Annotated in this window: 18 protein-coding genes and 1 pseudogene; 8 read left to right on the top strand and 11 right to left on the bottom strand. The window is 69.2% G+C overall.

What is annotated here, in order from left to right:
• Positions 1–8 precede the first annotated feature (8 nt).
• Complete coding sequence (locus KBX71_RS07260; RefSeq protein ID WP_210817232.1) at positions 9–6,950, bottom strand: non-ribosomal peptide synthetase/MFS transporter; 6,942 nt, start codon at positions 6,948–6,950, stop codon at positions 9–11.
• A 426-nt stretch (positions 6,951–7,376) separates the two neighbouring features.
• On the opposite strand from KBX71_RS07260, the gene KBX71_RS07255 reads away from it, so the two are divergent.
• Both KBX71_RS07255 and zwf read left to right on the top strand, forming a co-directional pair.
• Positions 7,377–8,582, top strand: a complete 1,206-nt coding sequence (locus tag KBX71_RS07255) for an esterase-like activity of phytase family protein (RefSeq protein ID WP_210817231.1) — start codon at positions 7,377–7,379, stop codon at positions 8,580–8,582.
• A gap of 553 nt (positions 8,583–9,135) precedes the next feature.
• Complete coding sequence (gene zwf / locus KBX71_RS07250) at positions 9,136–10,629, top strand: glucose-6-phosphate dehydrogenase (RefSeq protein ID WP_124820825.1); 1,494 nt, start codon at positions 9,136–9,138, stop codon at positions 10,627–10,629.
• A 471-nt stretch (positions 10,630–11,100) separates the two neighbouring features.
• Here zwf and KBX71_RS07245 read toward each other — a convergent pair whose 3' ends face one another.
• Both KBX71_RS07245 and KBX71_RS07240 read right to left on the bottom strand, forming a co-directional pair.
• On the bottom strand, positions 11,101–12,345 hold the full coding sequence (locus KBX71_RS07245; protein ID WP_210817230.1) for an MFS transporter: 1,245 nt from the start codon (positions 12,343–12,345) through the stop codon (positions 11,101–11,103).
• A gap of 493 nt (positions 12,346–12,838) precedes the next feature.
• Entirely contained in the window at positions 12,839–14,053 is a 1,215-nt protein-coding gene (locus KBX71_RS07240) for a low temperature requirement protein A (protein ID WP_307846992.1), read from the bottom strand.
• Positions 14,054–14,535: 482 nt separating this feature from the next.
• Here KBX71_RS07240 and KBX71_RS07235 point away from each other — a divergent pair, with 482 nt between their 5' ends.
• Positions 14,536–14,742, top strand: coding sequence for a hypothetical protein (locus KBX71_RS07235; protein WP_210817228.1), 207 nt, complete (start codon positions 14,536–14,538; stop codon positions 14,740–14,742).
• Positions 14,743–14,753: 11 nt separating this feature from the next.
• On the opposite strand, the gene KBX71_RS07230 is transcribed toward KBX71_RS07235, so the two are convergent.
• Both KBX71_RS07230 and KBX71_RS07225 read right to left on the bottom strand, forming a co-directional pair.
• Complete coding sequence (locus KBX71_RS07230; protein WP_247683047.1) at positions 14,754–15,143, bottom strand: MerR family transcriptional regulator; 390 nt, start codon at positions 15,141–15,143, stop codon at positions 14,754–14,756.
• A 23-nt stretch (positions 15,144–15,166) separates the two neighbouring features.
• A complete protein-coding gene (locus KBX71_RS07225; protein WP_210817227.1) occupies positions 15,167–16,663 on the bottom strand; it encodes a SulP family inorganic anion transporter in 1,497 nt (498 codons plus the stop codon).
• Between the two features lie 525 nt (positions 16,664–17,188).
• On the opposite strand from KBX71_RS07225, the gene nhaA reads away from it, so the two are divergent.
• Positions 17,189–18,550 (top strand): Na+/H+ antiporter NhaA, encoded by a 1,362-nt coding sequence (gene nhaA, locus KBX71_RS07220; protein ID WP_210817226.1) that lies wholly within the window; start codon positions 17,189–17,191, stop codon positions 18,548–18,550.
• Here nhaA and KBX71_RS07215 read toward each other — a convergent pair.
• Positions 18,541–20,172 (bottom strand): hypothetical protein, encoded by a 1,632-nt coding sequence (locus KBX71_RS07215; protein ID WP_210817225.1) that lies wholly within the window; start codon positions 20,170–20,172, stop codon positions 18,541–18,543. The two genes, nhaA and KBX71_RS07215, sit on opposite strands and share 10 nt — an antisense overlap.
• On the bottom strand, positions 20,169–21,068 hold the full coding sequence (locus KBX71_RS07210; protein ID WP_210817224.1) for an ABC transporter ATP-binding protein: 900 nt from the start codon (positions 21,066–21,068) through the stop codon (positions 20,169–20,171). The genes KBX71_RS07215 and KBX71_RS07210 overlap by 4 nt, the downstream gene beginning before the upstream one ends.
• Positions 21,069–21,472: 404 nt before the next feature.
• On the opposite strand from KBX71_RS07210, the pseudogene KBX71_RS34770 reads away from it, so the two are divergent.
• Together KBX71_RS34770 and KBX71_RS33555 are read left to right on the top strand one after the other, a co-directional pair.
• A pseudogene (locus tag KBX71_RS34770) lies at positions 21,473–21,604 on the top strand (hypothetical protein); the annotation flags it as partial.
• A 151-nt stretch (positions 21,605–21,755) separates the two neighbouring features.
• On the top strand, positions 21,756–22,139 hold the full coding sequence (locus KBX71_RS33555; RefSeq protein ID WP_307846991.1) for an RICIN domain-containing protein: 384 nt from the start codon (positions 21,756–21,758) through the stop codon (positions 22,137–22,139).
• Positions 22,140–22,540: 401 nt separating this feature from the next.
• On the opposite strand, the gene KBX71_RS07200 is transcribed toward KBX71_RS33555, so the two are convergent.
• The 3 genes from KBX71_RS07200 to KBX71_RS07190 form a co-directional block, all read right to left on the bottom strand.
• A complete protein-coding gene (locus KBX71_RS07200; RefSeq protein WP_210817223.1) occupies positions 22,541–23,815 on the bottom strand; it encodes an alpha/beta hydrolase in 1,275 nt (424 codons plus the stop codon).
• Between the two features lie 281 nt (positions 23,816–24,096).
• Positions 24,097–24,378 carry a (4Fe-4S)-binding protein gene (locus tag KBX71_RS07195; protein WP_210817222.1) on the bottom strand — a complete coding sequence of 94 codons (282 nt, stop codon included), beginning with the start codon at positions 24,376–24,378 and terminating at the stop codon, positions 24,097–24,099.
• A gap of 33 nt (positions 24,379–24,411) precedes the next feature.
• The gene (locus KBX71_RS07190) at positions 24,412–24,720 is read right to left on the bottom strand and encodes a GNAT family N-acetyltransferase (protein ID WP_210817221.1); all 309 of its coding nucleotides are present in this window, start codon (positions 24,718–24,720) and stop codon (positions 24,412–24,414) included.
• A 392-nt stretch (positions 24,721–25,112) separates the two neighbouring features.
• On the opposite strand from KBX71_RS07190, the gene KBX71_RS07185 reads away from it, so the two are divergent.
• Together KBX71_RS07185 and KBX71_RS07180 are read left to right on the top strand one after the other, a co-directional pair.
• Entirely contained in the window at positions 25,113–25,517 is a 405-nt protein-coding gene (locus KBX71_RS07185; RefSeq protein WP_210817220.1) for a DUF4260 domain-containing protein, read from the top strand.
• Between the two features lie 82 nt (positions 25,518–25,599).
• Positions 25,600–25,923, top strand: a complete 324-nt coding sequence (locus tag KBX71_RS07180) for an alpha/beta hydrolase (RefSeq protein ID WP_307846990.1) — start codon at positions 25,600–25,602, stop codon at positions 25,921–25,923.
• Here the strand turns inward: KBX71_RS07180 and KBX71_RS07175 are convergent.
• Complete coding sequence (locus tag KBX71_RS07175) at positions 25,873–26,760, bottom strand: LysR family transcriptional regulator (protein WP_210817218.1); 888 nt, start codon at positions 26,758–26,760, stop codon at positions 25,873–25,875. The two genes, KBX71_RS07180 and KBX71_RS07175, sit on opposite strands and share 51 nt — an antisense overlap.
• Positions 26,761–26,812: the final 52 nt, after the last annotated feature.

Here is a 26,812-nt window from a genome sequence, read left to right as displayed (position 1 = left end):
GGTGGATGTCAGCGGGGGGTGGACAGGGCGGCGTCGGCCGCGCGCTGCAGGTCGTCGCGAGAGCCGATCTCGGCGGGTGGGAGGGCATCGGGCAGGCCGTCCTCGAGCAGGCGCAGCCGGCGGTCGAGCCAGCCCCGAACGGCCCACGCGAGTTGCAGCAGGCCACTGACGGTCACCAGCAGCGCGAGTCCGCGTCCGGGTCCGGTGCCGAGCACCTCGCCGACGGTGCCGGCGAGAGCGCCGCCGGGTTCGAGCAGTGGTTGGACGTACCGTTCGGCGAGTGGGCCAACCACCAGGTAGCCGATCGGCATGGTGAGCATCATCAGCGAGATGAAGATCGACAGGACGCGGCCCTGCAACTCGAAGCCGACCTTCGTCTGCACGACGGCGATCCAGTGCCCCTCGGCGAGCGACTCGCCGAAGGTCAGGAGGAACATGCCCACGATCACCCACACCGGGCTGGCGCCGAGCCCGACGACTGTCATCGCGATGCTCGCCAGGCCCATGAAGAGGATGAGGCCGTGGGCGCGGCGGACGGTTCCGCCCCAGACGCCCATGAGGACACTGCCGGCGAGCCCTCCGATGCCCCCGGCGCCCAGGGCCAGACCGAGCACCGCGGGGCTCTGCTCGATGAGCAGCATCGGGGTGATGACGGCGAAGCCGAGCGTGTAGAAGGCATGGTCGACGATGAAGAACCGCAACGCGGCCCGTAGGCCAGGGCGGCGAATGATGTAGCGCCAGCCGTTGGCGATCTCGGTGCGGAAAGCCTCTTCCCGGCGATGGAACATCAGGTTCGGGAACCGCACGAGCAGGAGGGACAGCACCCCGGCGACGAAGGTGGCGGTGTCGATGAGCAGCACGCCGGGAACGCCGACGGTGGCGATCAGGCCGGCGCCGAGCAGCGGGGCGAACACGGTGCCGACCGAGACACCGAGCTGGCTGATGCCGTTGGCGTGCCCGAGGAACCGCTTGGGCACCAGTTGGGCGACGGCCGCGAGGTAGGCGGGCCGTTGGAACGCGCCAGCCATCGAGGTGACCGACACCGCCAGGTAGATCTGCCAGAGCTGCAGGCCGCCACCGGCGAACACCGCCACGGCCAGAGTCACCATGGACAGGCCCGCGACCGTGTCGCTGGCGAGCATCACCCGTCGCCGGTCCCAGCGGTCGGCGACCGCGCCGGCGATCGGCCCGACGAGAATGCCGGGCAGCAGACCTATCGCGTTGACGGCGGCGAAGTCGGTGAGGGATCCGGTGCGTTGGAAGACCCAGATGCTGAGTACGAGGGCGCTGAGCCCACTGCCGATCATCGAGAGGAACTGGCCGGCAGCGACCGTCGCGAAGCGCGCGAGACTCGGCGCCGGCCCCGCCTGCTGATCCTGTGGCAACGGTTCGGTCGTCGCGCCGCCCGCGAACGCCACGAGCTCGGCGGCCAGCGGCTGCGCGTGCGACTTGACGAAGAAGTGCCCGGCCTTGGGCAGGACCGCGAGGCGCACACCACCCGCGCCGAAGTGCTCCCACTCGTGGAAGCGCTCCTGGTAGTGCTCGGTCACCCGGTCGCGTGAGCCCACAACGGCGAGCACGGGAGCCTTCAGCCCGGCGGTCTGCCCCCCGTAGGCGGTGGTGAAGAACTCCTCGGCGTCGCGGGCGTCGTGCCGGACGTTGCGCAGGACGAACGCCTGCTGCTGCGGGTCGTCCACATCGGTGAAGCCGCCGCGGCCCCGCAGGTAGGCCAGGTACTCGCGGTCCGAGGTGAACGCGTCGGTCGGCACGAACCGGTAGAACCAGTCGAAGACTCGTCCCGGCAGTCGGGCCGTCGGGAAGCCCGCGCCGAGCGCCACACCCGCGAGTTCGATGCCCGCCTCCTCGGCTCGCCGTGCGATCTGCATGGTGACGGCGACGCCGAGGCAGTGGCCGTACAGCAGCACCGGTCCGCTGACCTCCCGCAGCTCGGCGAGCACCCGCTCGGCGACCTCGGCCGAGGGCAACAGCGGCTCATCGGGGCGGGCGTAGTCGTGTCCGGGCAGCTCAACGGCCAGCAGCGCCCAGGTGGATGGCAGCGCGTCCGCCAGCGGCTGGTAGGCCACCGCGCTGCCACCCGAGTACGGGACGCCGATGACGGTCATGCCACCGGCGGTGAGGTCCGCGTCGCGCGGCGTGAGGCGGTGCAGCATCCGCCGCTCGGCGGGCGGGTTCTCCACGCGGCTGTCCAGCAGTGCCGCGAGTCGTCGTACGGTCGGTTGCTGGTAGAGGTCGAGCAGCGTGGGCGCCGGCGTGATCTGCCGGACCACCTTCAGCGCCGCGAACGAGTCCCCGCCGAGGGCGAAGAAGCTGTCGTCAAGACCGATGTCGGCGACACCGAGCACGGCGGACCACGCCTCGGCGATCGCCTTCTCCCGTGGTGTTCCCGGTGCGGGGCCGCTCACGGTGGCACCGGTCTGCGGCGGTGCGGGCAGACGGCGCCTGTCGAGTTTGCCGTTGGGTGTCAACGGCAGTGCGCTCAGGCTCAGCACGCGGGCGGGGACCATGTGCACGGGCAGGGTACGGCCCAACGCGTCGCGGAGCGCGGCCTCGTCGGCCTCCCCGCCTGTCGCCGTGACCACGTATCCGATCAGCCGGGCGATACCCGAGGTCGGGGTGTGCACGGCGACCGCGCACGACGAGACGCCCGGCAGGGCGCCCAGCGCGGCTTCCACCTCACCCAGTTCGATCCGGTAGCCGTTGACCTTGACCTGGTCGTCGAGGCGACCGAGGAAGTCGACTGTGCCGTCGGCGTGGAAGCGGGCGGCGTCGCCGGTGCGGTACATGCGGGCCCCGGCCTCCGGGGCGTACGGGTCATCGATGAAACGTCCGGCGGTCAGCTCGGGCCGCTTGTGGTATCCGGGGGCGACACCGGCTCCACCCAGGTACAGCTCGCCGACGACACCTGCGGGTACCGGCTCGCCGTGGGCGTCCAGCACGTACACGCGGTTGCGGGGAAACGGGCGCCCGATCGGCAGCGGCGCCTCGGCGGGCAGGTGTGCCGCGGAGCCGTCGAACCAGACGTTGTCGACGGTCACCTCGGTCACGCCGTACGCGTTGACCACGCGGCCGTGCGGCCCGACCAGGCGGCGGGCCAGTTCGTACTCGTGCACGTGCCACTTCTCGCCGCCGCCGATGAGCATCCGCAGCCAGGGAAGACCCGCGCCCGTGCGGTCGGCGTGCGCGAGCAGTCCGCGCAGCACGGCCGGGACCAGTTCGGTGCACTCGACCCGTTCGGTGCGCATCAGCTCGTACAGGTCGGCCGGGTCGAGCAGCGCCTCCCGGGGTACGACGACCAGTCGCCCGCCGGTGGTGTGGGCCCGCAGCGTCTCCCCGACGAACATGTCGAAGGAGAAGCTGGCCGCCTGCTGGTACGTCCATTCCGGACGCAGGTCGTAGGCACGCTGCCACATGTCGACGGCGTGCACGAGGTTGCGGTGTGTCACGACGACGCCCTTGGCCTTGCCCGTGGAACCGGAGGTGTAGATGACGTACGCCGGGTCGTCCGCCGCGGCGGCTGGCGGCAGGTTGCTGCCGTCGCCCGGTAGCGGGTCCCGCAGGTACGCGGCGTCAATCGACACGGTGGCACCGCTGTCGGCGAGCATGTAGTCGAGCCGTTCGCGCGGGTAGGCGGGATCGAGCGGCACGTAGGCCGCACCCGCCTTGAGTACGCTCCACATCGCGACGAACAGGTCTAGGCCCCGGTCGAGGCAGATCGCCACGCGGTCGCCGGGTTGGACACCTTCGACCCGTAACCGGCGGGCGATGCGGTTGGCCCGCATGTTCACTTCGCCGTAGCTCATCGTGTCGCCGCGAAACGTCAGCGCCGGCGCGTCAGGTGTGGCTGCGGCGTGCCGCTCGAACAGCTCGTGGACCGTCGTCGCGTCCGGAACGGGTGCCGCGACGTCGTTCCAGTCGTGCAGGATCCGGTGCCGCTCCTCGGCGGTCAGCAGCGGCAGGCGTAGTACCTCGGTATCCGGGTCGCTCGCGGCGGCGGCCAGCAGGGTGAGCAGGTGGTCGGCCAGCGCCGCCACCCGCGGCTCGTCGAACAGTTCGGTGGCGTAGTCGATGGTGAGCAGCGGTCCGTCGGCCGGGAAGTCCAGGCCCACGGCGAGGTCCACCATGGTGGCGGCGGGCGGGAGTTCTCCGGCGTACCGGAGGGCGGTATCGCGCGGCGCCGGCGTGTTGTGCACGGTGAGCATGACCGGGCTGATCCGGTTCCGGTTGCCGCTGCCGGGCCGCGCCAACGCGTCAACCAGGTCGGGCAGGGCGAGCGTCTGGTGGTCGAGGTCAGCCAGGACGGCGTCGCGGACCCGCGCGACCAGCTGGGCGAACGTCGGTGCGCCGGTCACGTCGCCTCGCATGGGCAGGATGTTGAGCAGCGGCCCGACCAGGGCGGTCTCGCCCGGTCCGGTGCGCCCGGCGGCCGGTGTCAGCACTGTCACGTCGGTTCGGCCGGTGTAGCGGGCGAGGACCGTCTGCAGCCCGGCCAGCACCACCATGAACAGGCTCGTGCGCTCGCCTCGGCCGTAGGCGCGCAGCCGCTCCAACAGCGCGGGATCGACGTGACGGGTCAGCCGCGCGGCGGAGAAGGACCGGGCTACCGGGCGCGGCCGGTCGGCGGGCAGTTCCAGGTCGAGGTCCGCGTCGACGAACCGCTGCCGCCAGTACTCTCGCAGCTCCGCGTCGGAGCGCGCGGCCGTGTTCCGTGCCGCCAGATCGGGCAGCGCGACGGCAGGGGCCAGGTCGGGCTCCGCACCAGTTCGGGCGGCGCGGTACAGCGCGGCCAACTCCTCCCCGACGACAGTGGCGGACCAGCCGTCGAACACCAGATGGTGCACGACCAGAACCAGCTGTCTACCGTCGGTGTCCAGGTACGCCCGCGCGAGCGGCCCGGCGGCGAGGTCGAACTTCGCCTTGACCGGCTCCCCCTCCACCAGCTCGAGCAGGGCGTCGGAGCCGATCACCATCCGCGGTTCTGCACCGTCGTCGGGAAACCGGGCACGCAGCAGTGGGTGCCGACGAGCCAGCGCAGTGAGGGCTCGAGCCAGCGCGGCGGGGTCGACCCGCTCGGCGAAGCGGTAGCGGATGCCCAGGGTGTGCGCGGGCAGGTCGGCACAGACCTGCTCGGCGATCCAGAAGTCACGCTGCAGTGGGCTCAGCGCCACCGGGACGCCCTCGGCCACGGCGACCGGCTCGCCCATCCCGCCGGTTCCGACGCTCGTGACGAGGTTCGCCACCTCCGCCAGGGTGGGCGCCGCGTACAGCCGGCTCAGCGTCAGCTGCACGCCGTGCTCGTGCCGCACGGCGCTGATCATGCGTATGGCGTCGAGCGAGTCGCCGCCGAGTGCGAGGAAGTCGTCGTCCTGGCGTACCTGCGGGATACCGAGCACCGCCGTCCAGATCCGGGCCACCGCGCGCTGCGCCGGGGTGAGGCCGGTGTCCACGACCGGGCCGTCCGGGACAACCGCGGCCAGGGCCCGCCGATCGACCTTGCCCTGCACGGTGAGCGGCAGGCGGTCGTGGCGCACCAGAGCAGCCGGGACCAGGTACGCGGGAAGCACTTCGGCCAGGGTGGCGCGAACCGCGATCAGATCGATCCCGCGGTCGGCCACCACGTGTCCGGTCAGCCGCGCCTGGCCGCCCCGCTCACCGAGCAACACAACGGCGTCCTCGATGCCCGGCGCAGTCCGCAGCGCCGCCTCAATCTCCCCCGGCTCCACCCGGAAGCCACGGATCTTCATCTGCTCGTCGAGGCGCCCCAGGAACTCCAGCGACCCGTCAGCGGCGCGGCGCACCCGGTCCCCGGTGCGGTACTCACGGCCATTGGGCCCCGGCCGGAAACGCTCGGTGGTCAGGTCCGGCCGGCGCAGGTACCCGGTGGCGACCTGGGCTCCGCCGATCGCCAGCTCCCCGGCTTCACCGTCGGGGGTCTCGGCGCCGTCCGCGGCGAGTACTCGACAGGTGAGGCCGGGCAATGGGTGCCCGATCGGCACGGCGTCGCCGGCCCAGCCGGTCAGGTCGGCGACGGTGGCGACGACTGTGGTCTCGGTCGGCCCGTAGGTGTTGAGCAGCCGTACCCCGGGACCGGCGGCACGCTGCCACCGGCGCACCGCGTCGGGCCGCGCGGCCTCGCCCCCGATGATCGCCAGCCGGATCGTGGCGGGCAGGGTCGCCTCGCCACGGTCCAGGGCGGCGACCAGGTCGTGCCAGTACGCGGTCGGCAGGTCCAGCACGGTGATGCCGAGTCCCGCGCAGCCGTCCAGGAACAGGTCGGGGCGACTGATCATGTCATCATCGCGCAGCACGACGGCCGCCCCGCAGGTCAGCGCCGGGAAGATCTCCTCGACGCTGGCGTCGAAGCTCAGCGACGCGAACTGCAGGACGCGGTCGGCGGCGGTGAGCTCGTAGCGCTGCCGGGCGGCGGCGCAGAACGCGGCGAGCGCGGACATCGGCACGACCACGCCTTTGGGCCGCCCGGTCGACCCGGACGTGTACACGACGTACGCCGCTCCCGTGCCAGCCGCTGCGTGCGCTTCTGTTCCGACCGGGGTGTCCGTCGCGGCGACGCCGTCCGGGCTGATGACCGCGCGGGGCCTCGCGTCGGCGAGGATGAGCTCCTGGCGTGCCGCCGGATAGGCCGGGTCGATGGGCACGTAGCCCGCGCCCACCCGCAGGACCGCCAGCATCGCCACGACCGCGTCCCGGCTACGCGGCATACGCAGCCCCACCAGGTCGCCGTCCGACACCCCGGCCACCGTCAACTCCGCCGCCCGCTCCTCGACGCGGGCAACCAGCTCCGCGTAGGTCAGGTCTCCCGCGCCGTCAACCACCGCCGTAGCCGCGGGCCGGCGGTGGGCCCGCGCGACGATCGCCTGCCACAGTGGACCCTCCCCCACCGGTGATGTGCGGATGCCAATGGCCTGACTCATGACGGGCTCCCGGGTGTCGCAGACAGCGAAAGGCGTGCCGGCGCAAGACCCTAGGGATCAACTGAGGTTCGCGGATGAACACCGACCGACGTCCGGAAGGACCTTGATCACGGGCACGTTCACCTGATGAACGCCACGGCCTACCGGCCAACGTCGCCGCCGCCTGCGGGAACATCGTTGTCGCACACCCGGTCGCGCTGAACTGCGCGTGAACTCGACGACATGGGAGGGGGGCCGTGGTTGCGCTGCCCCGTTGCCTCGCCGACCCACGGACACGTGCTCGCCACGAGGTCGCCTTGAAGGGACACCGCACGGTTCGGGCGCGGATTCCCTTTGGCCAGTCCGAATTCACCGCGTCTCTCTACCTTGCGATCGGATCACTACCGCGAAGTAGCTGGTCCTTCGTTCCCCACGAAATGAGGACTGATGGCAGTAAGCAAGCGGGTGGGCCTGGGTGCTGCGGTGGCCGCGCTGATCCTGACGCTGCCGGGCGCCGCGTCCGCCACCGAGCGGAGCACGTGGAACCGGGCCGAGTTGACTAAGTTCGCCATGCTGCCGGCGGCGACCTTCGTTCCCGGCAGCGACCCGTCCGGCTCGTCGCTCGGCACTGCCCCCATCAACGGCATCATTCCGCCGTTCGTCGACCAACCGGTCCAGGGGTTCAGCGGCGTCCTGCGCAACACCGACGGCACCTTCGACGTGTTGTCCGACAACGGCTTCGGCAACAAGGCCAACAGTGCCGACTTCCTGCTGCGGGTCCAGCGGGTCGCGCCCGCCTTCGCCGGCGGCGCCGTCGACGTTGTCGGCGGCATCAACCTGACCGACCCGTACGGCAAGGTTCCGTTCGCTCTCACCCGCGCCGACCGGGTGCTCACCGGTGCCGATTTCGACGTCGAGTCGATCACTCGGACGGCCGACGGCACCTACTGGATCGGTGACGAATTCGGTCCGTACCTGCTGCACTTCGACCGGGCGGGCCGGCTGCTGCAGGCGCCGGTGCCGCTGCCGGGGGTGTTCGCTCCCGAGAACCCGACCCGCGGTACGACCCCGGCCAACCTCGCCAGCAGCAAGGGCTTCGAGGGCATGGCCCAGTCGCCGGACGGCGCCACGCTCTATCCGCTGCTGGAGGGCACGGTCGCGGGCGACCCGACGGGCACACTCCGGCTCAACGAGTTCGACGTCAGGACCAACGCTTACACCGGTCGGCGCTGGACCTACGCGCTCGACGCTGCCGACCACGCGATCGGCGACGCGATCATGGTCGACCGCGACCGGTTCCTGATCATCGAGCGGGACAACGGTCAGGGTGAGACGGCGAAGGTGAAGAGGATCTACCTGGCCGACAAACGCGACCGGAACCGGGACGGGCGCCTCGACAAGACGCTGGTCGCCGACCTGATGAACATCGCCAACCCGCGACACGTCGGCGGGTTCGGCAGCACCTTCACGTTCCCGTTCCAGACCATCGAGGACGTGGTGATCCTCGACGACCAAACGATCGCCGTCCTCAACGACAACAACTTCCCGTCCTCCTCGGGCCGCACGGCCGGCCAAGCGGACAACAACGAGTTCATCGTGATCAAGCTGGACCGCCGCCTGGATGCCGACAAGCGCATCCTGCGTCGCTACTGACCCAGACACCAGGGGTGGGTGGCCTGATCCGCCGCCCACCCCGTACGCCCGGCACCTTGGAGGTCAGGGCCGGCACCACCAGGGGCTGGTGTAGGCCACCGCGAAGTCGTTACACGGGTGGCCGGCTGGGCCGGGGGTGTGGTCGTGGTAACAGTGGTGCGGGTGATGTCCAGTCATGAATATATAGATGTTGATGGACCTGGCGGAGACCTCACACCGAGTCGTCGGTCAGGCGAACACTGCGGTACGGCTCAGTCGTGCACCAATCCGCCCCGGATACCGTCGATTGTGGTTCGGGCCGCCGTCGGCGAGCCCGTTGACCTCCGCGGGTCGTCTGGCCACGATCATTCGTACCACCACCTCGTACGCCGACAGACCGCACCGAATCGCCACCGAGTCACCTACCCGTCAGCCCGGCATGCGACGCTCAAGCTCCGCGACCAACAGGCCACGCCACATGGCCCCGCACATTACCGCCATAGCCGCACAATTCCTGGCATGACAGCACGGCACCCCCAACCCCACACCCCATGTGCCCGGAGGAACGCAGACCATGGACCACGCATCTCAGCTCATCCAGGAGCGGAGTGCCCCGCCGGCCACGCTGGTGATCTTCGGTGCTTCCGGTGACCTGACCCGGCGTAAGCTGCTGCCCGCAGTCGAGAGCCTGGCTAGGCACGAGCGGCTCCCGGACCAGTTCGCGCTGGTGGGCGTCGCGCGCACGTCGATGACCGACGAGCAGTTCGCCGAGAGCGCCCTCGGTGAACGCACCCTCGCCAGCAAGCGCCAGCTTCTGGGCGGCGTGCGGTACGTGACCGGCGGCTACGACGACCCGGAAACCTATAAGCGGCTTGTGGAGACCCTCGACGAGCTGGACGCGCAGCGGGGCACGTCCGGCAACCGGCTCTTCTACCTGTCCACCCCGGCCGGGGCCTTCGAGCCGGTAATCAACGGACTGGCCGGTGTCGGGCTCAACCAGCCACGCGAAGGCTCCTTCTCCCGCCTGGTCATCGAGAAGCCGTACGGGCGCGACCTGCCCACGGCCCGCGAGCTCGACGGCGTCGTGCACAGCGCGTTCGACGAGCACCAGGTCTTTCGTATCGATCACTATCTGGGCAAGGACACCGTCCAGAACGTGCTGGCGCTGCGCTTCGCGAACTCGATCTTTCAGCCCATCTGGGATCGTTCCTGGGTCGACCACGTGCAGATCACGGTCGCCGAGACCCTCGGCGTCGGCAGCCGGGGCGGCTTCTACGAAGACGCCGGCGCGATGCGGGACATCGTGCAGAACCACGTGCTCCAGGTCCTCGCGCTGGCACTGATGGAGCCACCGGCCTCATTCGAGGCTGAGGGCCTGCGCAACGAGAAGGTGAAGCTGCTGCAGGCGATCCGGCTCCCCACCGACCGGGACATCGCCGAGGCCGCGGTCCGGGGACAGTACACCCGGGGCGGCACCCGCGAGGAGCTGATGGCCGGCTACCGCGAGGAGGCCGGCGTCGACCCCCTGTCGCGGACCGAGACCTACGCCGCCATGCGACTCAACGTGGACAACTGGCGCTGGGCCGGGGTGCCGTTCTACGTACGCACCGGCAAGCGCCTGCCGGCCCGGCTCACCGAGGTGGCACTGCAGTTCCAGCGGCCGCCGCATCTGCCGATCCCGACCGACCAGCTCACCGGTCTCGATGCTGACGCGCTGATCCTGCGGATCCAGCCGAACGAGGGCATCTCGCTGCGCTTCGGTGCCAAAGTGCCGGGCCACTCCTTCCGGGTCCGCACCGCCACGATGGAGTTCTCCTACGACCAGACGTTCGTCGAGGAGTCCCCGGAGGCGTACGAGCGTCTGCTCCTGGACGCGTTGATCGGTGACGCCTCGCTGTTCATCCGCAGCGACGAGGTGCAGCAGTGCTGGCGGATCGTCGACCCGATCATCGACAACTGGGAGAAGGACAACTTGCCGATCCCCACCTACGAGGCCGCATCCTGGGGCCCGACCGACGCCGACCGGCTCATCGGCCGGAACGGCCGCAAGTGGCGCAACTCCGCGTGACCCTGCCCATACCCGGAGTCTCCACGTGAGTCCGGGTGATCTTGGAGCGCAGAGTGGGGTGGCCTGCGGGACCGGGGTCGCGCCGCGCGGGACGCCGACCCAGCAGTCCGGGGCCGGCTGGCCACCACCGCCCAGGTGAGGCCGGCCAGGACGCGGACCAGGCGACCGGCCACCAGGTCGTCGCCGGTGTAGGCGATCGGCAGGTAGGACGGCGACGTTCCGCCGCGGACCGCCGCCTCGGTGATCTCGGTGGCCTCGCCGCCGCGCGGTCGCAGGCGCTGCCAGGCGAGCGACGGCTCGGCGAGGGGGTGCCGGCCCACGGAGACCTAGGCCAGCGTGGGCAGGACGCCGCCGCGCGACGAATGTGCCATTCGGGGCGCTGCCCGGGACAGCCGGGCGATGCCCTGACACGGGGCACACCGCCGGGCAGTCGGTGGATCACCAGACCGCCCGGTGGTGTGCCATATCTGATCAGGACTCGGCGGACTCGACGATCATCTGTTGGTGCCGGTTGATCAGCCGGTAGAGCAGGGCCACGACGACGAGCTGGGCGAGACCGGATACCGCGAACGCGGTCGGCACGCTGGTCTCGACGGCCACGACTCCACCAAGCACAGCACCAAGTGGAATGCCACTCCACAACACCACGCGGTGGGCGCCGAGCGCTCGGCCGAGCAGTTCGTCCGGGATCAACGCCTGCTTCAGTGACATCACCAGCACGTTCCACATCGTAATGCCCACCGCGATGCCGAAGAACCACACGCCGGCCGCCCAGAGGTTCGTAACAGTGCCGAGAAGTACATACATCACCGGGGCGATCGTCACAGCGATTTTGATCATTCGCGGCCGCCCGAGACGGGCGGTCAGCGGACCGACCGCAGCAGACCCGACGAGGCCACCGATCCCCATGGCGATGAACAAGATGCCGTACACCGACGGGCTCAGCCTCAGCGTTTCCAGCGCGTACAGGACGAAGAGCGAGGTAGCCATGGACATCAAGCCAGCTATCAGCCCACTGAGGATCGTGAACCCGCGCAACAAAGGGTGCCGCCAGAGCCAGCGCAGCCCGTCGCGGATGTCCGCGCGCACTGTCGTCGGCTCGGTGCGCTTCGGTCGGAACCGACCGGGGACGGCGAGCACGAGGACGGCGGCCACCGCGAAGCCGATCGCAGCGCCAAGCAGAGGAGCGGCGCGGAACCAGCTGAAGAGCAACCCACCCACTGGCGGACCGACGAAGCTCTGGCCGACGGTCTCCTCGACCGTCAGCCAGCTGTTGGCCTTTTCGAGACCGCGACGGCTGACGATCTGGGGCAGGATGGCGCGGATCGCCGACTCGTACACCACCTGGCAGAGACCAAGCGCGAACGCGATGACGTAGAGCACCAGAATGCTGTCCACGCCGGTGATGATGAGCAGCACGAGGGCGCCGATCAGGGCCGCCCGCATGAAGTTGACGGTCGACATGGCTGCTCGACGGTCCAGCCGGTCCGCCAGCGCGCCGCCAGGTAGACCGAACACTAGCCATGGCAGGAACGAGAACGCGGTGAGGCCAGAGATGAGCACCGGGTTGGTGGTCAACGACGTGGCGAGCAGTGGCAGCGACACTCTCGCGATGCCATCGGCACTGGTAACCGTGGCCGACGCGGAGAACAGTTTCCAGAAAGAGCGGTCGAGTACCGGCGCAGACTTGTCAGATGTTTTGGTCAGCGGAGTCAACGACTTCCCACCCGTAGAAACGGAACGTCGTTTCCGCTCAGGCGCCGACTGGCCTCCTGATGGCGCGGAAACGCATGACAAAATGAATGTTCACAGTCCCGCCTCCCATCAATACGTGAGGACAATGGGGCGTAGCCTAGCACGGCCGGGAGGATAAGGTCCCTGTCCTCGGCCGTGCGCCCGCGGGTCCCGCGCGTTCGCCGGGCGGGTCAGTTCAGGTCACCAAGGGATGCGTTCGTTCGCGCCCAACTGGTCCAGGGTCTGGCGGGACCGGATGAGGTCGAAGCTACCGTCCACCCGGCGGAGCACCTCTGCGGCCTCCGGACCATGCAGCGCATCTCTGGGAACTACTTGACACCTGGGTCCGGCGCGACGGGCTAGCCGAACGGGTTCTCAGCGCCCTCCACCTCACCGACGACCAAGCAACCCCCGACCTACGCGCCCTCGTCCGGGCCGGCGGGCTCGAACAGGACGGCAAGACCCGCGCCAGGTTCTACCTCACCTCACCGAAGCGGGGCGGCGAGGCCTCCTCAAGTGGACGTCCGTGGGCTCGGATCGTGTCAGAGACGGCAACGCCGAGCAGGACCGCGGCGGCTGCCGCAGCAACCTCGAGGGGCGGTAGGCCGACCATGATCGGCGCCATGGCCGCGAGGACGAAGATCCCGATCGGCCGCGGCCAGGACACCCGCGCGAAGGCCACGTACTCGAATACCGAGCGCCCGGCGAGGTAGAGCGCAGGCCCACCGAGGATGGCCCCGACCCAGGCAGGTTTCGCGTCTCCGGATGGATCTAGGAGGACGAGTTCGGAGCCGGCTGAGCTGGCGAGGATGCCGGACACCATGAGCAGGTGCGCGAACTCGGCCAACCGACCGAGCCGGGCAGGATCGGCGGATGCCGCGATGGCCTCGCCCAGGATTTGGCCGGCTCGGTAGAAGTAGATCCGCCACAGCAATACCGTGGTGAGGAACGACAAGGTAAGGGCCATCGTTCGTTGCGCCACGATCGGACCGCGGAGAAGACTCGACCCGGAGGTCAGGATCGTCTCACCAAGCGCGACAATGACAAGCTGCCAGTAGCGTTCGGCCAAGTGCTCGCCCGCGACGGCCCACGGGGACCCCCGCGAGCGCCCCAGCCCCGGTACCGGCCAGCCGAGCCTGGCCCCCAGGTAGTCGATCGCCAAGGCCGCCGTCCACAGCGAATTGCGCGTTACCTCGGGAGCGAAGGCTCCGGCGAGCCACGGTACGGCCGACGCGCCGAACCAGATGAGCGCCAGCATGTTGACGCGGCGCAGATTGTGACCGCGCACGACGCCTACGAAGAAGAGGGTGCGGCCCACCTGAATCGCGACATAGGTGCTCGCGAAGAGCAGGCCAGTCTCGGCGAGAGCCCCCGAAATCGCGACCGCCAGGAGCAGGCTCCCGTACATCGTCGCAACGACAACGAACTGGATCGGCGGCTGAAACGGATCGAATCTACTGGTCACCCATGCCGTCTGGGTCCAGATCCACCAGACCGCCAATAGCAGCAGCAGAGTCTCGCCGTTCTCCGCAAGGGAGGTGGTCAACCGCTCGGCGACGTGACCCCTGGTGTAGTCCAACACCAACTCGTGCACAATCCGGGTGAGCGCGAAGACGTACACGAGATCGAAGAACAGTTCCAGGAAGGTCGGCCGCTGCGGACTCTCACGCCTGCGCAGCAGATTAGCCACTCTATTCCTCGTCACCCGGCCCGCTCGCTCCGTCGGCTAGTCGCTGAAGCAGTCGTACCACGTCGCCGCAGCGCCCAGGGATGAGACGCACCCCCGATGACTAAATAGCCTGACGGCCGACGAGGGCTGCCACCGCGCCCAGCACCGTCCTCTCCCGGAAAGCCGACGGCTGGCTGACAGACGTGCTATGCGGCTTCCACGCAGGGCCCACAGGCGGCGGACAACGACGACAAGGCGCGGCAGCACCCGGTCCACCGAATCGTCTCTGGTGAACACCTGCGGCTGGTACGCGGCATCAGGAAGCCCTGTCCGTACATGGCTGCCTGACGCTGCTCACCCGCATCCACGACCTCACCCAGGCCGGCGCGCAGTTCGTCGTCGCCACCCACTCCCCCATCCTGCTGGCCGCCCCCCACGCACGGATCCTGCAGATCGAATCCGACGGCGCCATCCGGCACGTCGACTACGACGAGGTTTAGCCGGTGCTGCTGACCCGCTCATTTCTGGCCAACCCGCAGCGCTACCTGCACCACCTGTTTCCGGACGAGAGCCGACGTGGGCTGGCGTCATGGTCAGCCCGGCTTGCGAGGCCCGCGGGTGCCAACGGCTCGGCGAAGTCGCTGCGGTCGAGGAAAGCCCGCGCCGCACATCAGCACCAGCAGTTCCCGGCCATGACTGCTGTGCAGTGACGTCGTCGAGGTCAGCCGTGTTGGTGGATGTGATCCTGGATTTGCTGGGCGAAGCCTTCGGCGGTGGCGAGTTGCTCGCGTAAGGCTTCGACGCGGTTCTGCGCGGCGGTGTGGAACATCGCGAGGCGGTCCTGCAGGGCGGCGCGGTCTTCTCCCTCGGCGGTGCTCAGTGCGTCGAGGATGGTCAGCAGGTCCCGCATTTCCTCGAGGGTGAACCCGAGCGGCTTCATCCGCTTGACGACGCGCAGACGGTCGAGGTCCGGTTCGGTGTAGAGCCGAAACCCTCCCTCGCTGCGCGCCGACGGGACGACGAGGCCGGCGTCGTCGTAGTGGCGGATGGTGCGGATGCTCAGCCCGACCCGTTCGGCGGCTTCGCCGATCTGCATGCGCCCTGCGCTCATCGCATCAGTGTCCCTGGCGTCCATCAGTGGCCGACCTTGAGCTTGCCGGCGAGGTTCTCGTGGAACTCCGCGCTGGCGGCGTTGAGCCCGACAATGTCCACCCTCTTGCCGCGGGTCTCGTACTTCCTGGTGATGGCGTCCAGGGCGGCGACCGACGAGGCGTCCCAGATATGCGCGGCGCTCATGTCGATCACTACGTGGTCTGGGTCGTGCGCGTAGTCGAACTGGTAGACCAGGTCGTTGCTGGAGGCGAAGAAGAGTTCGCCGTGCACGCGGTAGATCCGGGTGGTCTCTTCCGGGTCGAGGACGCTGGTGACCTGCGCGAAGTGCGCGACCCGGCGGGCGAAGATCACCATAGCGGCGATGACGCCGAGCACGACACCGATAGCGAGGTTGTGCGTGGCCAAGGTGGCGGCGACGGTGACCACCATAACGATGATCTCGCCGGCCGGCATCCGCTTGAGGGTGGCGGGGGCGATGCTGTGCCAGTCGAAGGTTCCCACCGACACAATGATCATGACGGCGACCAGCGCGGCCATCGGGATCAGTGCGACGACGTCGCCCAGGGCCACGACGAGGATGAGCAGGAAGACCCCCGCCAGGAAGGTGGACAGGCGGGTGCGGGCGTTGGACGCCTTCACGTTGATCATTGTCTGGCCGATCATGGCGCAGCCGCCCATACCGCCGAAGAAGCCGGTGACGATGTTGGCTACGCCCTGCCCCCAGGACTCGCGGGTCTTGTCGGAGCGGGTGTCGGTGATGTCGTCGACGAGCTTGGCGGTCATCAGCGATTCCATCAACCCGACCAGGGCGATGGCCAGGGCGTAGGGGGCGATGGTGGTCAGCGTGTCAAGTGTGAACGGCACGTCCGGCAGGCCGAGGATGGGCAGGCTGTCGGGCAGGGTGCCTTCGTCGCCGACGTTGGGCACGTTCAGGTGCACAATGACGACGAGCGCGGTCAGCAGGACGATGGCGATCAGCGGCGCCGGCACGGCGGTGGTGAGCTTGGGCAGGAGCACCATGATGGCCAGCGCGACCGCCACCAGGGGGTACACCAGCCACGGCACGCCGAGCAGGTGCGGCACCTGGGCAGTGAAGATGAGGATGGCCAGGGCGTTCACGAAGCCCACCATCACGCTCCGGGGGATGAACCGCACCAGCTTCGCCACCCCGGCCAGCGCCAGGACGATTTGGAAGACCCCTCCGAGGATGACCGCGGCGACCAGGAAGCCCAGTCCGTGTTCGCGGGCCAGCGGTGCCACGACCAGCGCGATCGCCCCGGTCGCGGCGGAGATCATGGCAGGTCGGCCGCCGGTGAAGGCGATGGTGACAGCCATCGTGAAGGAGGCGAACAGGCCCACCTTCGGGTCCACACCGGCGAGGATCGAGAACGAGATCGCCTCGGGGATCAGCGCCAGCGCGACGACCAGTCCGGCGAGGACCTCGGTGCGTAACACGCGCGGCGAGGCCAACCACTGCGGGCGCGACCATCGAGGCGTCCGTACTGACTGCGACGACATAACTCTCATTTCCACTCGATGTGCACGTGCTCAGGCACGCACCGGCAACGCCGGCTGGGCCGCGCTGCTTGTCCTACGGGGTGCCGGGACGCGGCGGATAGCCGTCGCCGTGGCGCTGAAGCGTCTTCGCTCACGAAGCTTGTCGCTGCCCGGGCGCACACGGCGCCACATCTCGGCAACGCAGCCGACCCTACTCTTCGGTGAGAGGAGAGTTGACCTGACGGCCGAGTGTCGATCATCACCCGCAACCAGTCGGCCGGGGGCCAGGGCCACGTCGGTACCGCGGCCTCTCCCGCAACCAGCCGGCCACTCAGCAGGATGGGCGATGGGCAGCGATGGGGCACAGCGGCGGCGACTCAGCCGAAACGCTGCAAGCGGGTCGCCGACGCGTCAAGGGCGATCGCGCTCGTCACGTTCTACCTTGCGGCTCAGCGTGCTCGGACCGTCTCGCAGTAAGATCACTCTTAGGTGCGCCGGGAAGTCTGGTCGGCAATGTCCGACCCGACCCCGAAAACTGGAGCGTTCATGACGCCAGAACCTGCCCGCAGCCCGCACGTGTTCGGTCGCGGCTCATGGCCTGAAGCCCGCCGAATCGCTGACGTCCTCCGTAAGGAAACCATCGGCGGAGTCCTGCTGCTCGCCGGCGCCGTCGCCGCTCTGGTCTGGGCCAACTCACCGTGGGCCGACAGCTACGAGTCGGTGCGTTCGTTCACGTTCGGCCCCGAGGTGCTGCACCTGAACCTGTCGGTAGGGACGTGGGCAGCCGACGGACTGCTGGCGATCTTTTTCTTCGTCGCCGGCTTGGAGCTCAAGCGGGAGTTCGTCGCTGGCGACCTGCGGGATCCTCGCCGCGCCGCCGTCCCGATCGCCGCCGCCGTGGGTGGCGTGATCGTCCCCGCCGTGCTGTACCTGGTGATCAACCTCGCCGCGGGTGAGGGGGACGGCAAGGGCTGGGCGATCCCGACCGCCACCGATATCGCGTTCGCCCTGGCCGTGCTGGCGGTCATCGGTCGCTGCCTGCCGCACACAATGCGCACGTTCCTGCTCACCCTCGCCGTCGTCGACGATCTGCTTGCCATCGCCATCATCGCCGTCTTCTACACCGCGAGTCTGTCGCTGCTGCCCCTGCTGGGTGCTCTGCTCCCGCTGGCCGCGTTCACCGTGCTGGTGCAACGCCGGGTTCGTTCGTGGTGGCTGCTGCTGCCGCTGGCGTTCGCCGCCTGGACGCTGATGCACGCCTCCGGTGTGCACGCGACGGTCGCGGGGGTTCTGTTGGGCTTCGCGGTCCCGGTGCTGCGCAGCCGTAAGGCGGGCGGGCCGCAGGCGGGCCCTGGTCTGGCTGAGCACTTCGAGCACCGCTTCCGACCAATCTCCGCAGGCATCGCCGTGCCGATCTTCGCGTTCATGTCCGCCGGAGTCGCGGTCGGTGGGCTCGCTGGGCTCGGCTCCGCGCTGACCGATCCGGTCGCCGTCGGCATCGTGGTCGGGTTGATCGCCGGCAAGCCGATCGGGATCACCGCGGCGACCTGGCTGGTCACCCGTTTCACCCGGGCGAAGATGGATACCGGCTTCGCCTGGATCGACGTGTTCGGCATGGCCGTGCTCGCCGGTATCGGATTCACCGTGTCGCTGCTGATCGGGGAGTTGGCATTTGGGATCGGCAGCGAACGCGACGACCACGTCAAGGTCGCCGTACTGGCCGGTTCTCTGACCGCCGCGCTGCTGGCAACGGTCATCCTGCGGCTTCGTAACCGCACCTACCGGCGGATCCACGACGCCGAGACCGCCGACGCCAACCGTGACAACATCCCGGACGTCTACCAACAGGATGTCCCCGTGCACCCCGTGGGCAGCCTGAGCGAAACCCGCAATTCTCCTCAACCCTGAAGGTCGCGCCGTCGATAGCCCACGACACCGGCCACGCCCAGGGCAACGCCCAGCGTCATCATGATCAGCGTGCTGGTCCAGCTGACCGCGGTCAGCGGGACCGGCGCCAGGTGGGCGAACGGCGAGAGTCCGCGAACCCAGCCGGGTGCGCCGACGCTGTCGGCGATCACCAGGAGCAGGAACCCGCCGGTCGCGGGCAACGATCCGGCGAAGGCTGCCGCCCGCGGCGCCCAGCCGGCGGCGAGGATGGCCGCGCCGAGACTGAGCAGCACGATCGGCAGCGTGTTCCAGGCCCCACTCAATGCTGCAAGCACGCTGAGATCACCTCCGGTCGCGGTGATGCCCGCCCAGACGGCGAACCCGGCGACACTCACCAAGGCGATCGCGCCTGCTGCCGTGGCGGCGATCTCAACGGCGAGCAACCGGGTCCGGGTGACCGGCTGGGCGGTCAGCAGCGTGAGAATGCGGCTGTTCTCGGCCGCGACGAAGGCGGACACGCGGACCGCCGTGAACCCTCCGACGGGCAATGCCAGTAGCGCGAACAGGGTCGCGGCGAACCCCTCGACGGCACCGAGTTCGGTGAACCCGGCTTGTGTCGCCTCCTCGGCAAGAGCCGGATTGTCGGTCAGGAACTGGGTGACGGACACCGTGGTAAAGCCGATGAGCAGGTAGTAGGCGCCGATGCCCACAGCCCAGCCGGTGAGGGGCCGCAGCAGGCGCCGCACCGCGAACGCTCCCACGTCGTTCAGCAGCATCAGCCGCGGGTGGCGACCGGCAGCGATCGCGATCAGCCCGCCGCGGACATCACGGCGGCCGGCGACGGCAACCGCGATGCCGGCCAGCATCACCGCGGCGGCCAGCAGAATCAGCAGCGGCAGGATCCGGTTCCGCGCGTACGGTTCGCTGAGGGCGAGCAGCCCAAACGGTGACAGCCAGCGCAGCCACCCAAGTCCGGTGAGGCCGTCGCCGACCATGCGCGTCAGCAGGGCGGTACCGAGCACCGCCACGGCGGTTCCGGTCGCGGCCGGCCGGTTCGGGAACACCTGCGCCGCCAGCCCGGCGACGGCGACGAAGAACAACCCGAGCACACCGACACCGCCGCCGTGCACAGCGGCGCCGGCCGCATCGGTACCGGCCAGCAGCAACACCACGGCCACGGCGACGCCCGCGGCGACCGGAACAAGCATCACGGCGCCCAGATGGCGGGCCACCACCTCTCGCAGCGGCGCCCGTCCCGCCAGCAGCACGTCCCACCGGCCGGCGTCCTCCTCACCCCGGGTGATGCGGGTGGTGGCCAGGATCGCCCAGACGGCAAGCAGAACAGCGAGAAAGGTGCCGACCCGCCACACCGCGAATCCGCCAGCCTGATCGAGGGCGATCGGTTCGCCGAACAGGGTCCGAATGGCAGGGTTGGCGGCGAGCGCGGCAATGCTGCCCGCCGCGGCGGGATCCGCCATGACGCTGTTGTACGTGCTCACGACGAGCGCCGGCAGGGCAGCGACGAGCCCCAGCACGATCAGGCCACTGCGGCGCAGCTGGCGCACCGCCAGCCTGGTGACGGCTCGCCCGGGGCTGACCGGCACGCTGAGTCCGATGGCGGACGGGACCGTCCTGGTGATCATCGGACGCTCTCCTGGGCGCCGTAGTAGTCGAGGAAGATCTCTTCGAGGCTCGGTTCGCGGACTGCCAACGCGGTGACCTCGGCCGCGGCGAGCGCCCGCAACGCCGGCGCCGGCGGCCCGATGAGCGAGAACCGTAGTCGCCCGGGGCTGACCTGCTCGACCGTCTCGACGCCAGGAACCAGATCAAGACCGGGCGGCGGTACGCCGACGTACGACACGGTCACCTCGGCGCGATGCAGACCCCGCATTTGTTCGATGGTGGCGATCTCGACGAGCCGGCCGGCCCGCAGGATCGCGACACGGTCACAGACCGCCTCGACCTCGGCCAGTTGGTGCGAGCTGAGAAACACGGTCTGCCCGCGGTCACGGGCCTCGGCGACAGCGAGCCGGAACTCGCGCTCCATCAGCGGATCGAGGCCACTGGTCGGCTCGTCCAACACCAGCAGCGGCGCCCGGGTCGCGAACGCCGCGACCAGGGCCACCTTCTGCCGGTTTCCCGTCGAGTAGGCGCGGGCCGGCTTGCTGGTATCGAGCGCGAACCGTTGCACCAGTTCATCGCGGTACGCCAGGTCAACGCCCGGCCCCGTACACGCCTGCAGGTGCAGGATCTCCGCGCCGGTCAGCTGCGGCCACAACGCCACATCGGCCGGCACGTACGCCAGCGACCGATGCGCTCGGGCGACATCCGCCGCGTCACTGTCGAACACCCAGGCACGCCCCGCCGTGGGACGGACCTGTCCCAGCAGCAGGCGGATGGTGGTGGACTTGCCTGCGCCGTTGGGGCCGAGAAACCCGAACACCTCACCAACGGGGACCTCAAGGCACAGGTCGTCGAGCGCCGTGAAACGGCCGTACCGTTTGGTCAGATTGATGGCACGCAACGCGAGATCGTTCATGGCGGAAGTCCTCACCAGCCGACGCGGATATGACCGCCGACCAGACTTCCCGGCACACCAGAGCCACCGTACTCCCGCATCTACCCGGCAGGAAGCCGCCGCGTGGACACTCAGGACGGTTCAGCGTCGCTCAGCGTCGACGGTGGTGCCGACGAGTCTTTCGTCCTACCCTTGCTGCGGCTTGTGTCGGGATTGATGGCATTTCGAGCTTCGGCACGAGATAGATGAACTGAAATTCTTTGACTCAGTGCCTGTGTTGCCGGTTAATCACATCCACCTCGGTGTCGAGAGGAACTTCTGATGACGGACCTACCCGTGAGCCGTAGGCGCCTGCTCGCCACCGCCGCGCTGACCGCCGGCTCGTCGGCCCTGATCCCGGCCGTGGGCGCCGGACGGGCCGCCGCCTGTACGGCGCGTGGCCCCTGCACGAGATCAATCCCGAGGAGGCGCCCGGTCTGGTCACCGCCGCGCTCAGGGCCCTGGCGCTGCGCGGTGACGAGAACATCTCGGCGCACGGCAGCCTGCATCGAGCCCTCGCCTCCGCCCGACTCAAGGACGCAGCCGGCGTCTACAGCAACCTCCGGAAGATCATCGGCAACAACATGATCTTCCGGTCAGATCGTCGTAGGTCTGCCGGCCGCCGCCGCCGGCGGCGTCGTTCGACTGGTCAACCAGCGCAGCGCAAAGGTGCTGGACGTCAACGGCGGCTCCACCACGGACGGGGCAACTGTCATCCAGTGGCCGTGGACTGGCGCGGCCAACCAGCAGTGGCGGCTGCTGCCCAACAGCGACGGCTCATTCCGGCTGGTCGGTGTCAAAGGCGGGAAGGTCCTGGACAGTCCAGGTGGCTCGGGCCAGGGCGCGGCACTCGTTCAATGGGCCGACAACGGCGGACGTAACCAGTGGTGGAATCTCGTCCCGGCGACGACCAGCGGATACTACCGGTTCGTCAATGTGAGCAACGGCTGGCGTGTCGGGGTCGAAGGCGGCTCCACTGCGGACGGCGCCCGGGCGGTCCAGCAACCGGTCAGCGGCGAGATCAGCCAGGAATGGCAAATCCTTGATGCCTGAGACAGGGGGTCAGAGGCACCGGTCCCAGCGGCTCCGGGCGATGGCCGCCAGGACCTCTGCCACGCCAAGCGCCGCCACGCCGGGTGGGACTCGGAGGGTACGTCTGACCTTTAGGGGAGCATCCGTCAGTCGATCGCCTCTTGTGCGCCGACTCCACAATGCGATGGCGCGAACGGTGTGGGCCGGGTTTACGAGCCCTTGGCGGTTGGGACGCCCACATAGCATGTGGTCCCGTGGCAACGCATTGACCATTTTTTTGAGGATGTGCACTTCGCCGCAGCAGAGCGCCGCGGATCGGCGGGGCGCTCGCTTACGCGCCCGGCGACCGTCGCGGGCATCGGCGGCCACGCTGACCGATGCCCGAACCCGTACGACTGAACTGACTCGCCACGCGTCAGCCCTCAGCCGGCCTCGGCCGCACACGTGACGTCGTGCCGCGGCCGCTGGCCGGTGGTGAGGAAGGCCGTCACCGTGTTGTTGGCGCACATGTTCTTGGCGAAGAGCAGGTAGGCGCCGTGACCACCCTGGTCCACCGTCACCATCCGCGCCCGGTCACCGAACGCGTTCCTGAGCTCGCGGGCGCCGACCAGCGGGGTCCCCGGGTCGCGAAGGTTCTGCACCATCAGCACGTTCGACGGCCCTCGGTCACCAATGCGCACCGGCCGCTCGACCGGGGACGGCCAGAACGCGCACGGACCGATATTGGCCGCGGCGGCACCGACCATCGGGTACTTGACCCGCTGGACCGCGACGGCCCGCTGGTAATCGCGGACGGAACTCGGCCACTTCGAGTCGCCGCAGATGACATGCAGGCGGCCGGAGACGGCGTTGTCGATATTCGCGGGGGGCGGCTCGGGCGGCATCGGCTGGTTCGTGTCGAGCGCTTTCCACACTGCGGCCAGGGTGGGCATGCTCACGTCGCTGTAGAGGTGGTCGAACGTGATCCCCCGGAACAACGAACCGTCCACGCCCTGCACCGGTGACTTCTCCAGCCGCGCGGCGAGGTCGAAGAACTTCGCCCGCACCTGCTTCGGCGTCGTGCCCAGTCCGTACTGGGGATTGGCGGCGGCGAACTTCGCGAAGTCCGGGAACCGGTCCTCCAGGCCGCGGCCGAGCCTTCGCATGGCGGTGAGGTCGTAACCACCGGGGCCGAGGTTGCTGTCGAGCACGAACCGGTCACTGTGCTGGGGGAACATCGTCGTGTAGACCGCACCGAGGTAGGTGCCGTACGACACACCGAGGTAAGAGATCTTCGGCTCACCCAGCGCCTCCCGGATGCGGTCCATGTCCCGTGCGGTGTTCGCGGTGGTGATGTGGGGCAGCAGCGCGGCCGTCTCCGATGTCGCACACTGCCGGGCCATCGCCTTCGCGATCTCGGCGTCCTTCCGCACACCGGCCGCGTCAGCCGGGTACCAAAGGTTGCGCCGCGCGATCTGCTCCGGCGTCACGTCACAGGTCACCGGCGAGCTGTGGCCCACACCGCGCGGGTCGAATCCGATCACGTCGTACTGGTCCTGGACACTGCGCGGCAGCGGCTGCGGCTGCGGCTGCGGCGACAGATTGCCGGCGAGCAGGCCCGGGTAGATCAGTCCCCCGGCGCCGGGACCGCCCGGGTTGGTCACCAACACGCCCCGGCGCTGCGACGGGTCCTTGCTCGGCAGACGGGAGACCGCCACGTCGAGCTGCCGCCCCTGCGGCTTCCGATAGTCCAGGGGGACCTGGACTATCGTGCATTCCAGTCCGGGAAGCGCGCTGTCGGCGGGGCACGGACCCCACTTCAATCCGCTTTGCGCCGTCGCTTGTGAAGCCCCCAGAACCGACACCAGCGACATCGCCGCGACTGCCGAAACGAGCACGACCGACAACGTTTTTCGCATCTGACTCCCCTACTCAAGACTTGCCGCACCAGTGAAAACCCTGTCGCCGCCACACGGTCAAGGGAATGGCCGCGCACGATCTACTGTCCGACGGAGTCGCCCGTGATCCGCGTGGGCCGATCCGGGGTCTGCGCCCGGCCGTCGACGAGTTCGTACTGCAACGCTCCGGAGGGACAGCGCCGGATCACTTCGGCCAAGCGCTCGGCCTCGGCAGCGTCGGGTCGGATCCACGGGCGCTGGCCCGGGTCGAAGACCTCCGGCAAGCTGCGGACGCACTCGGCGGCATGCAGGCAACGCGTGGCCTGAAAGGTCACGGTGATCGACTGGCCCTCGTATGCCTTCTTCGCGGTTCCGCTGCTCATACCGACCTCCATCTCGCTGACGTGCCCTGCTGTTCAGTCGCTGACTCTGCTGCGGGACTGGTACACCAGGTCCTGGTACTCGGGGTGCCGGGCGATCCACCCCGCGAAGAATGGGCAGGTGGGCAGGACCAGCAGGCCCGCGGCGCGGGCCTCGTCGAGGCCGGTGCGGGCCAGAGCCGCCCCAACTCCCCTGCCCTCGTACTCCGACGAGACCTCGGTGTGTACGAACGCGATGAGCTCCGCGGTGCGGATGTACTGCGCGATACCCGCGACCTTGGACTCTCCCTCGAACCGGGCCTCGTACTGTTTGGCCTCGGGGGCATCTTTCACACTCACTACCATGTGTCCTCCCATCAGATTTCATGTCCGATACGGGGCCGACCGGCGCGGCGGTCACCACCCCAGTGTTCGGCGCTCACCCGGCTACGAACAGTGACACCACGTCACCAGCGATCGTGACACCGCGTCACTGACGCCTCGGGCGCGTCCACGCTGTCATTGGGGAACGCGCTCGTCGTGGTCCTCGCACCTCGACGTCGGTCGGTCCAGCCGAAGGATCCGGCTACCTCCCGAGCGCAGCGGCACCTCCGGTGGGTGGGTCCACCCCACGAGTGTCGGACGCTGCGGCCTGTCGCGAATCGGCCGGAGCCGGACACGACGTGTGGTGACCGCCCATCCGGGTTGCCACCGGAGCATCATGAGTACCAGTTCCTACAGACACCGAGGTGGGAGAGATGCCAGGTCTGAGCCCGGTCGTTGCGCAGCGCGTCGAGGCCGTTGCCGTCGCGGCCCTCGCCGTCGTCGTGACCGTCACCGCCGGATACCCGTGGTGGTCGCTGCTCGCCCTCTTCCTCGTCTTCGACCTGTCCATGCTCGGCTACCTGCACGGGCCACGCCTCGGCGCCTTCTGCTACAACCTGGCGCACTCCTACACCCTGCCGGCGGCGCTCGGCGCGGTGGCCGTGACCGCGGCCGCGTTCCGCGACCAGATCGCCTGGCTCGGCATTCTGGCCGTCGCGTGGGCATTCCACATCGCCGTCGACCGCACGCTCGGTTACGGCCTCAAGACCACCGAGGGATTCGAGCACACCCACCTCGGCCGGATCGGAAAGGCTCGGCACGCCGGGACACATCAATGATCGCTGTTCGCGCACGGTCTAGCCTTGACGCCAGCCGGCGCCAGTGTCCATGTGATCGACTGCCCGGTCCGGGTGCTTGACCGTGCTCTCCAGCGACAACTGGGGTCACACCGCCTACGCGCTGAGCGCCTGCGCGACCGCCGCGATCGACGCCTACCTGCTGACCGGCAAGCCGCCGGCCAGGGACAAGGTGTGCACGAACGCTCCGGAGCCGTTCGTGGGGCAGACGTTCGCCGAGCGCCGGAGTAAGCCACCGCACAATGTCCGCGAACCGCACTGCTCTCCAAAGGGCCGACATCGCGGTCATTCTGCGCAACGGCGCGGGGGCCGACACCCCGGCGGGTTTCGGCCGTGGTCAGTCACCTGCTCTCAGGGCATTGAGCACGGCCGTCACCTCGGGACGTGACGCGGCCGGTCGCCGGGCCCCGGCGGTGATGCGCCGGGTCAGCGGCGGGTTCAGCGGTCGGGTCACCACCCGGTATCGCGGGTCCACCGCCAGCTTCGGCAGCATGGTGATCGAGCGGCCGCTCTCCACGTGCTGGAGCGCCAGCATGTAGTTGTTGAACCGACAGATCACCACGGGTTCGAAGCCGGCCTCCCGGCACAGCCGGGTGGACAGCTCGGACATGTACGAGCCGTCGACGTCGAATGTCCAGCGCTGCTGCGCGCACGCCTCCAGGGCGACCGACTCGGCGCTGGTCAGCGGATGCTCCGGGGGCAGCACGAGCACGATCGGGTCGGTGGCGAGCGGCACCAGGTGAATCTCGGGGGAGAGTTCGGCGCCGGCGAAGTCGGCCGTCGTGATGATCAGGTCGACGTCGCCGCGACGCAGCGCCGGCATGCTCTCGTGCGGCTCCAGCTCCAGCAACACCACGCTCACGTCCGGGTGTCGGGCCGCGAGACGGGCAAGCGCCGGTTCGGCGAGGGCTTGCACCGCACTCTGGAACGCGGCCACGGTGACCATGCCGGCCGGCTCGTCGGCGAGGCGGCGCAGCTCCGCCTCGGCCGCGTCCATGGCTGCGAGGATCTCCCGAGCGCGGCCGGCGAGCAACATTCCGGCCGCGGTGAGCTGCACCCGGCGCCCGGTGCGTTCCAGTAGCGCGGTCCGGGTCTCCCGTTCCAGCGTGCTCAGCTGCTGCGACACCGCCGACGGGCTCAGGTTGCCGCGCTGCGCAACGGCCCGGATGGTGCCGTAGGTCGCCAGGTCGGCGAGCAGGCGCAGCCGCCACGGATTCAGCGTCATGACCGCCGACTGTACGGCTCTGCTTAACAGCGACAGCGGAAATGTGCGATGG

Source organism: Micromonospora sp. D93 (assembly GCF_018070365.1).
Classification (GTDB): domain Bacteria; phylum Actinomycetota; class Actinomycetes; order Mycobacteriales; family Micromonosporaceae; genus Micromonospora; species Micromonospora ureilytica.
The sequence above is the reverse complement of the archived record's forward strand: the minus strand, read 5'-3'. Positions and strand labels throughout refer to the sequence as shown.

Coding starts and splice junctions, on each gene's coding strand:
- KBX71_RS07255 (WP_210817231.1), top strand. CDS start 7,377: ATGGCAGTAAGCAAGCGGGTGGGCCTGGGTGCTGCGGTGGCCGCGCTG.
- nhaA (WP_210817226.1), top strand. CDS start 17,189: ATGACGCCAGAACCTGCCCGCAGCCCGCACGTGTTCGGTCGCGGCTCA.
- KBX71_RS07175 (WP_210817218.1), bottom strand. CDS start 26,760: ATGACGCTGAATCCGTGGCGGCTGCGCCTGCTCGCCGACCTGGCGACC.
- KBX71_RS07210 (WP_210817224.1), bottom strand. CDS start 21,068: ATGAACGATCTCGCGTTGCGTGCCATCAATCTGACCAAACGGTACGGC.
- KBX71_RS07215 (WP_210817225.1), bottom strand. CDS start 20,172: ATGATCACCAGGACGGTCCCGTCCGCCATCGGACTCAGCGTGCCGGTC.
- KBX71_RS07190 (WP_210817221.1), bottom strand. CDS start 24,720: ATGGTAGTGAGTGTGAAAGATGCCCCCGAGGCCAAACAGTACGAGGCC.
- KBX71_RS07185 (WP_210817220.1), top strand. CDS start 25,113: ATGCCAGGTCTGAGCCCGGTCGTTGCGCAGCGCGTCGAGGCCGTTGCC.
- zwf (WP_124820825.1), top strand. CDS start 9,136: ATGGACCACGCATCTCAGCTCATCCAGGAGCGGAGTGCCCCGCCGGCC.
- KBX71_RS07260 (WP_210817232.1), bottom strand. CDS start 6,950: ATGAGTCAGGCCATTGGCATCCGCACATCACCGGTGGGGGAGGGTCCA.
- KBX71_RS07230 (WP_247683047.1), bottom strand. CDS start 15,143: ATGAGCGCAGGGCGCATGCAGATCGGCGAAGCCGCCGAACGGGTCGGG.
- KBX71_RS07195 (WP_210817222.1), bottom strand. CDS start 24,378: ATGAGCAGCGGAACCGCGAAGAAGGCATACGAGGGCCAGTCGATCACC.
- KBX71_RS07225 (WP_210817227.1), bottom strand. CDS start 16,663: ATGTCGTCGCAGTCAGTACGGACGCCTCGATGGTCGCGCCCGCAGTGG.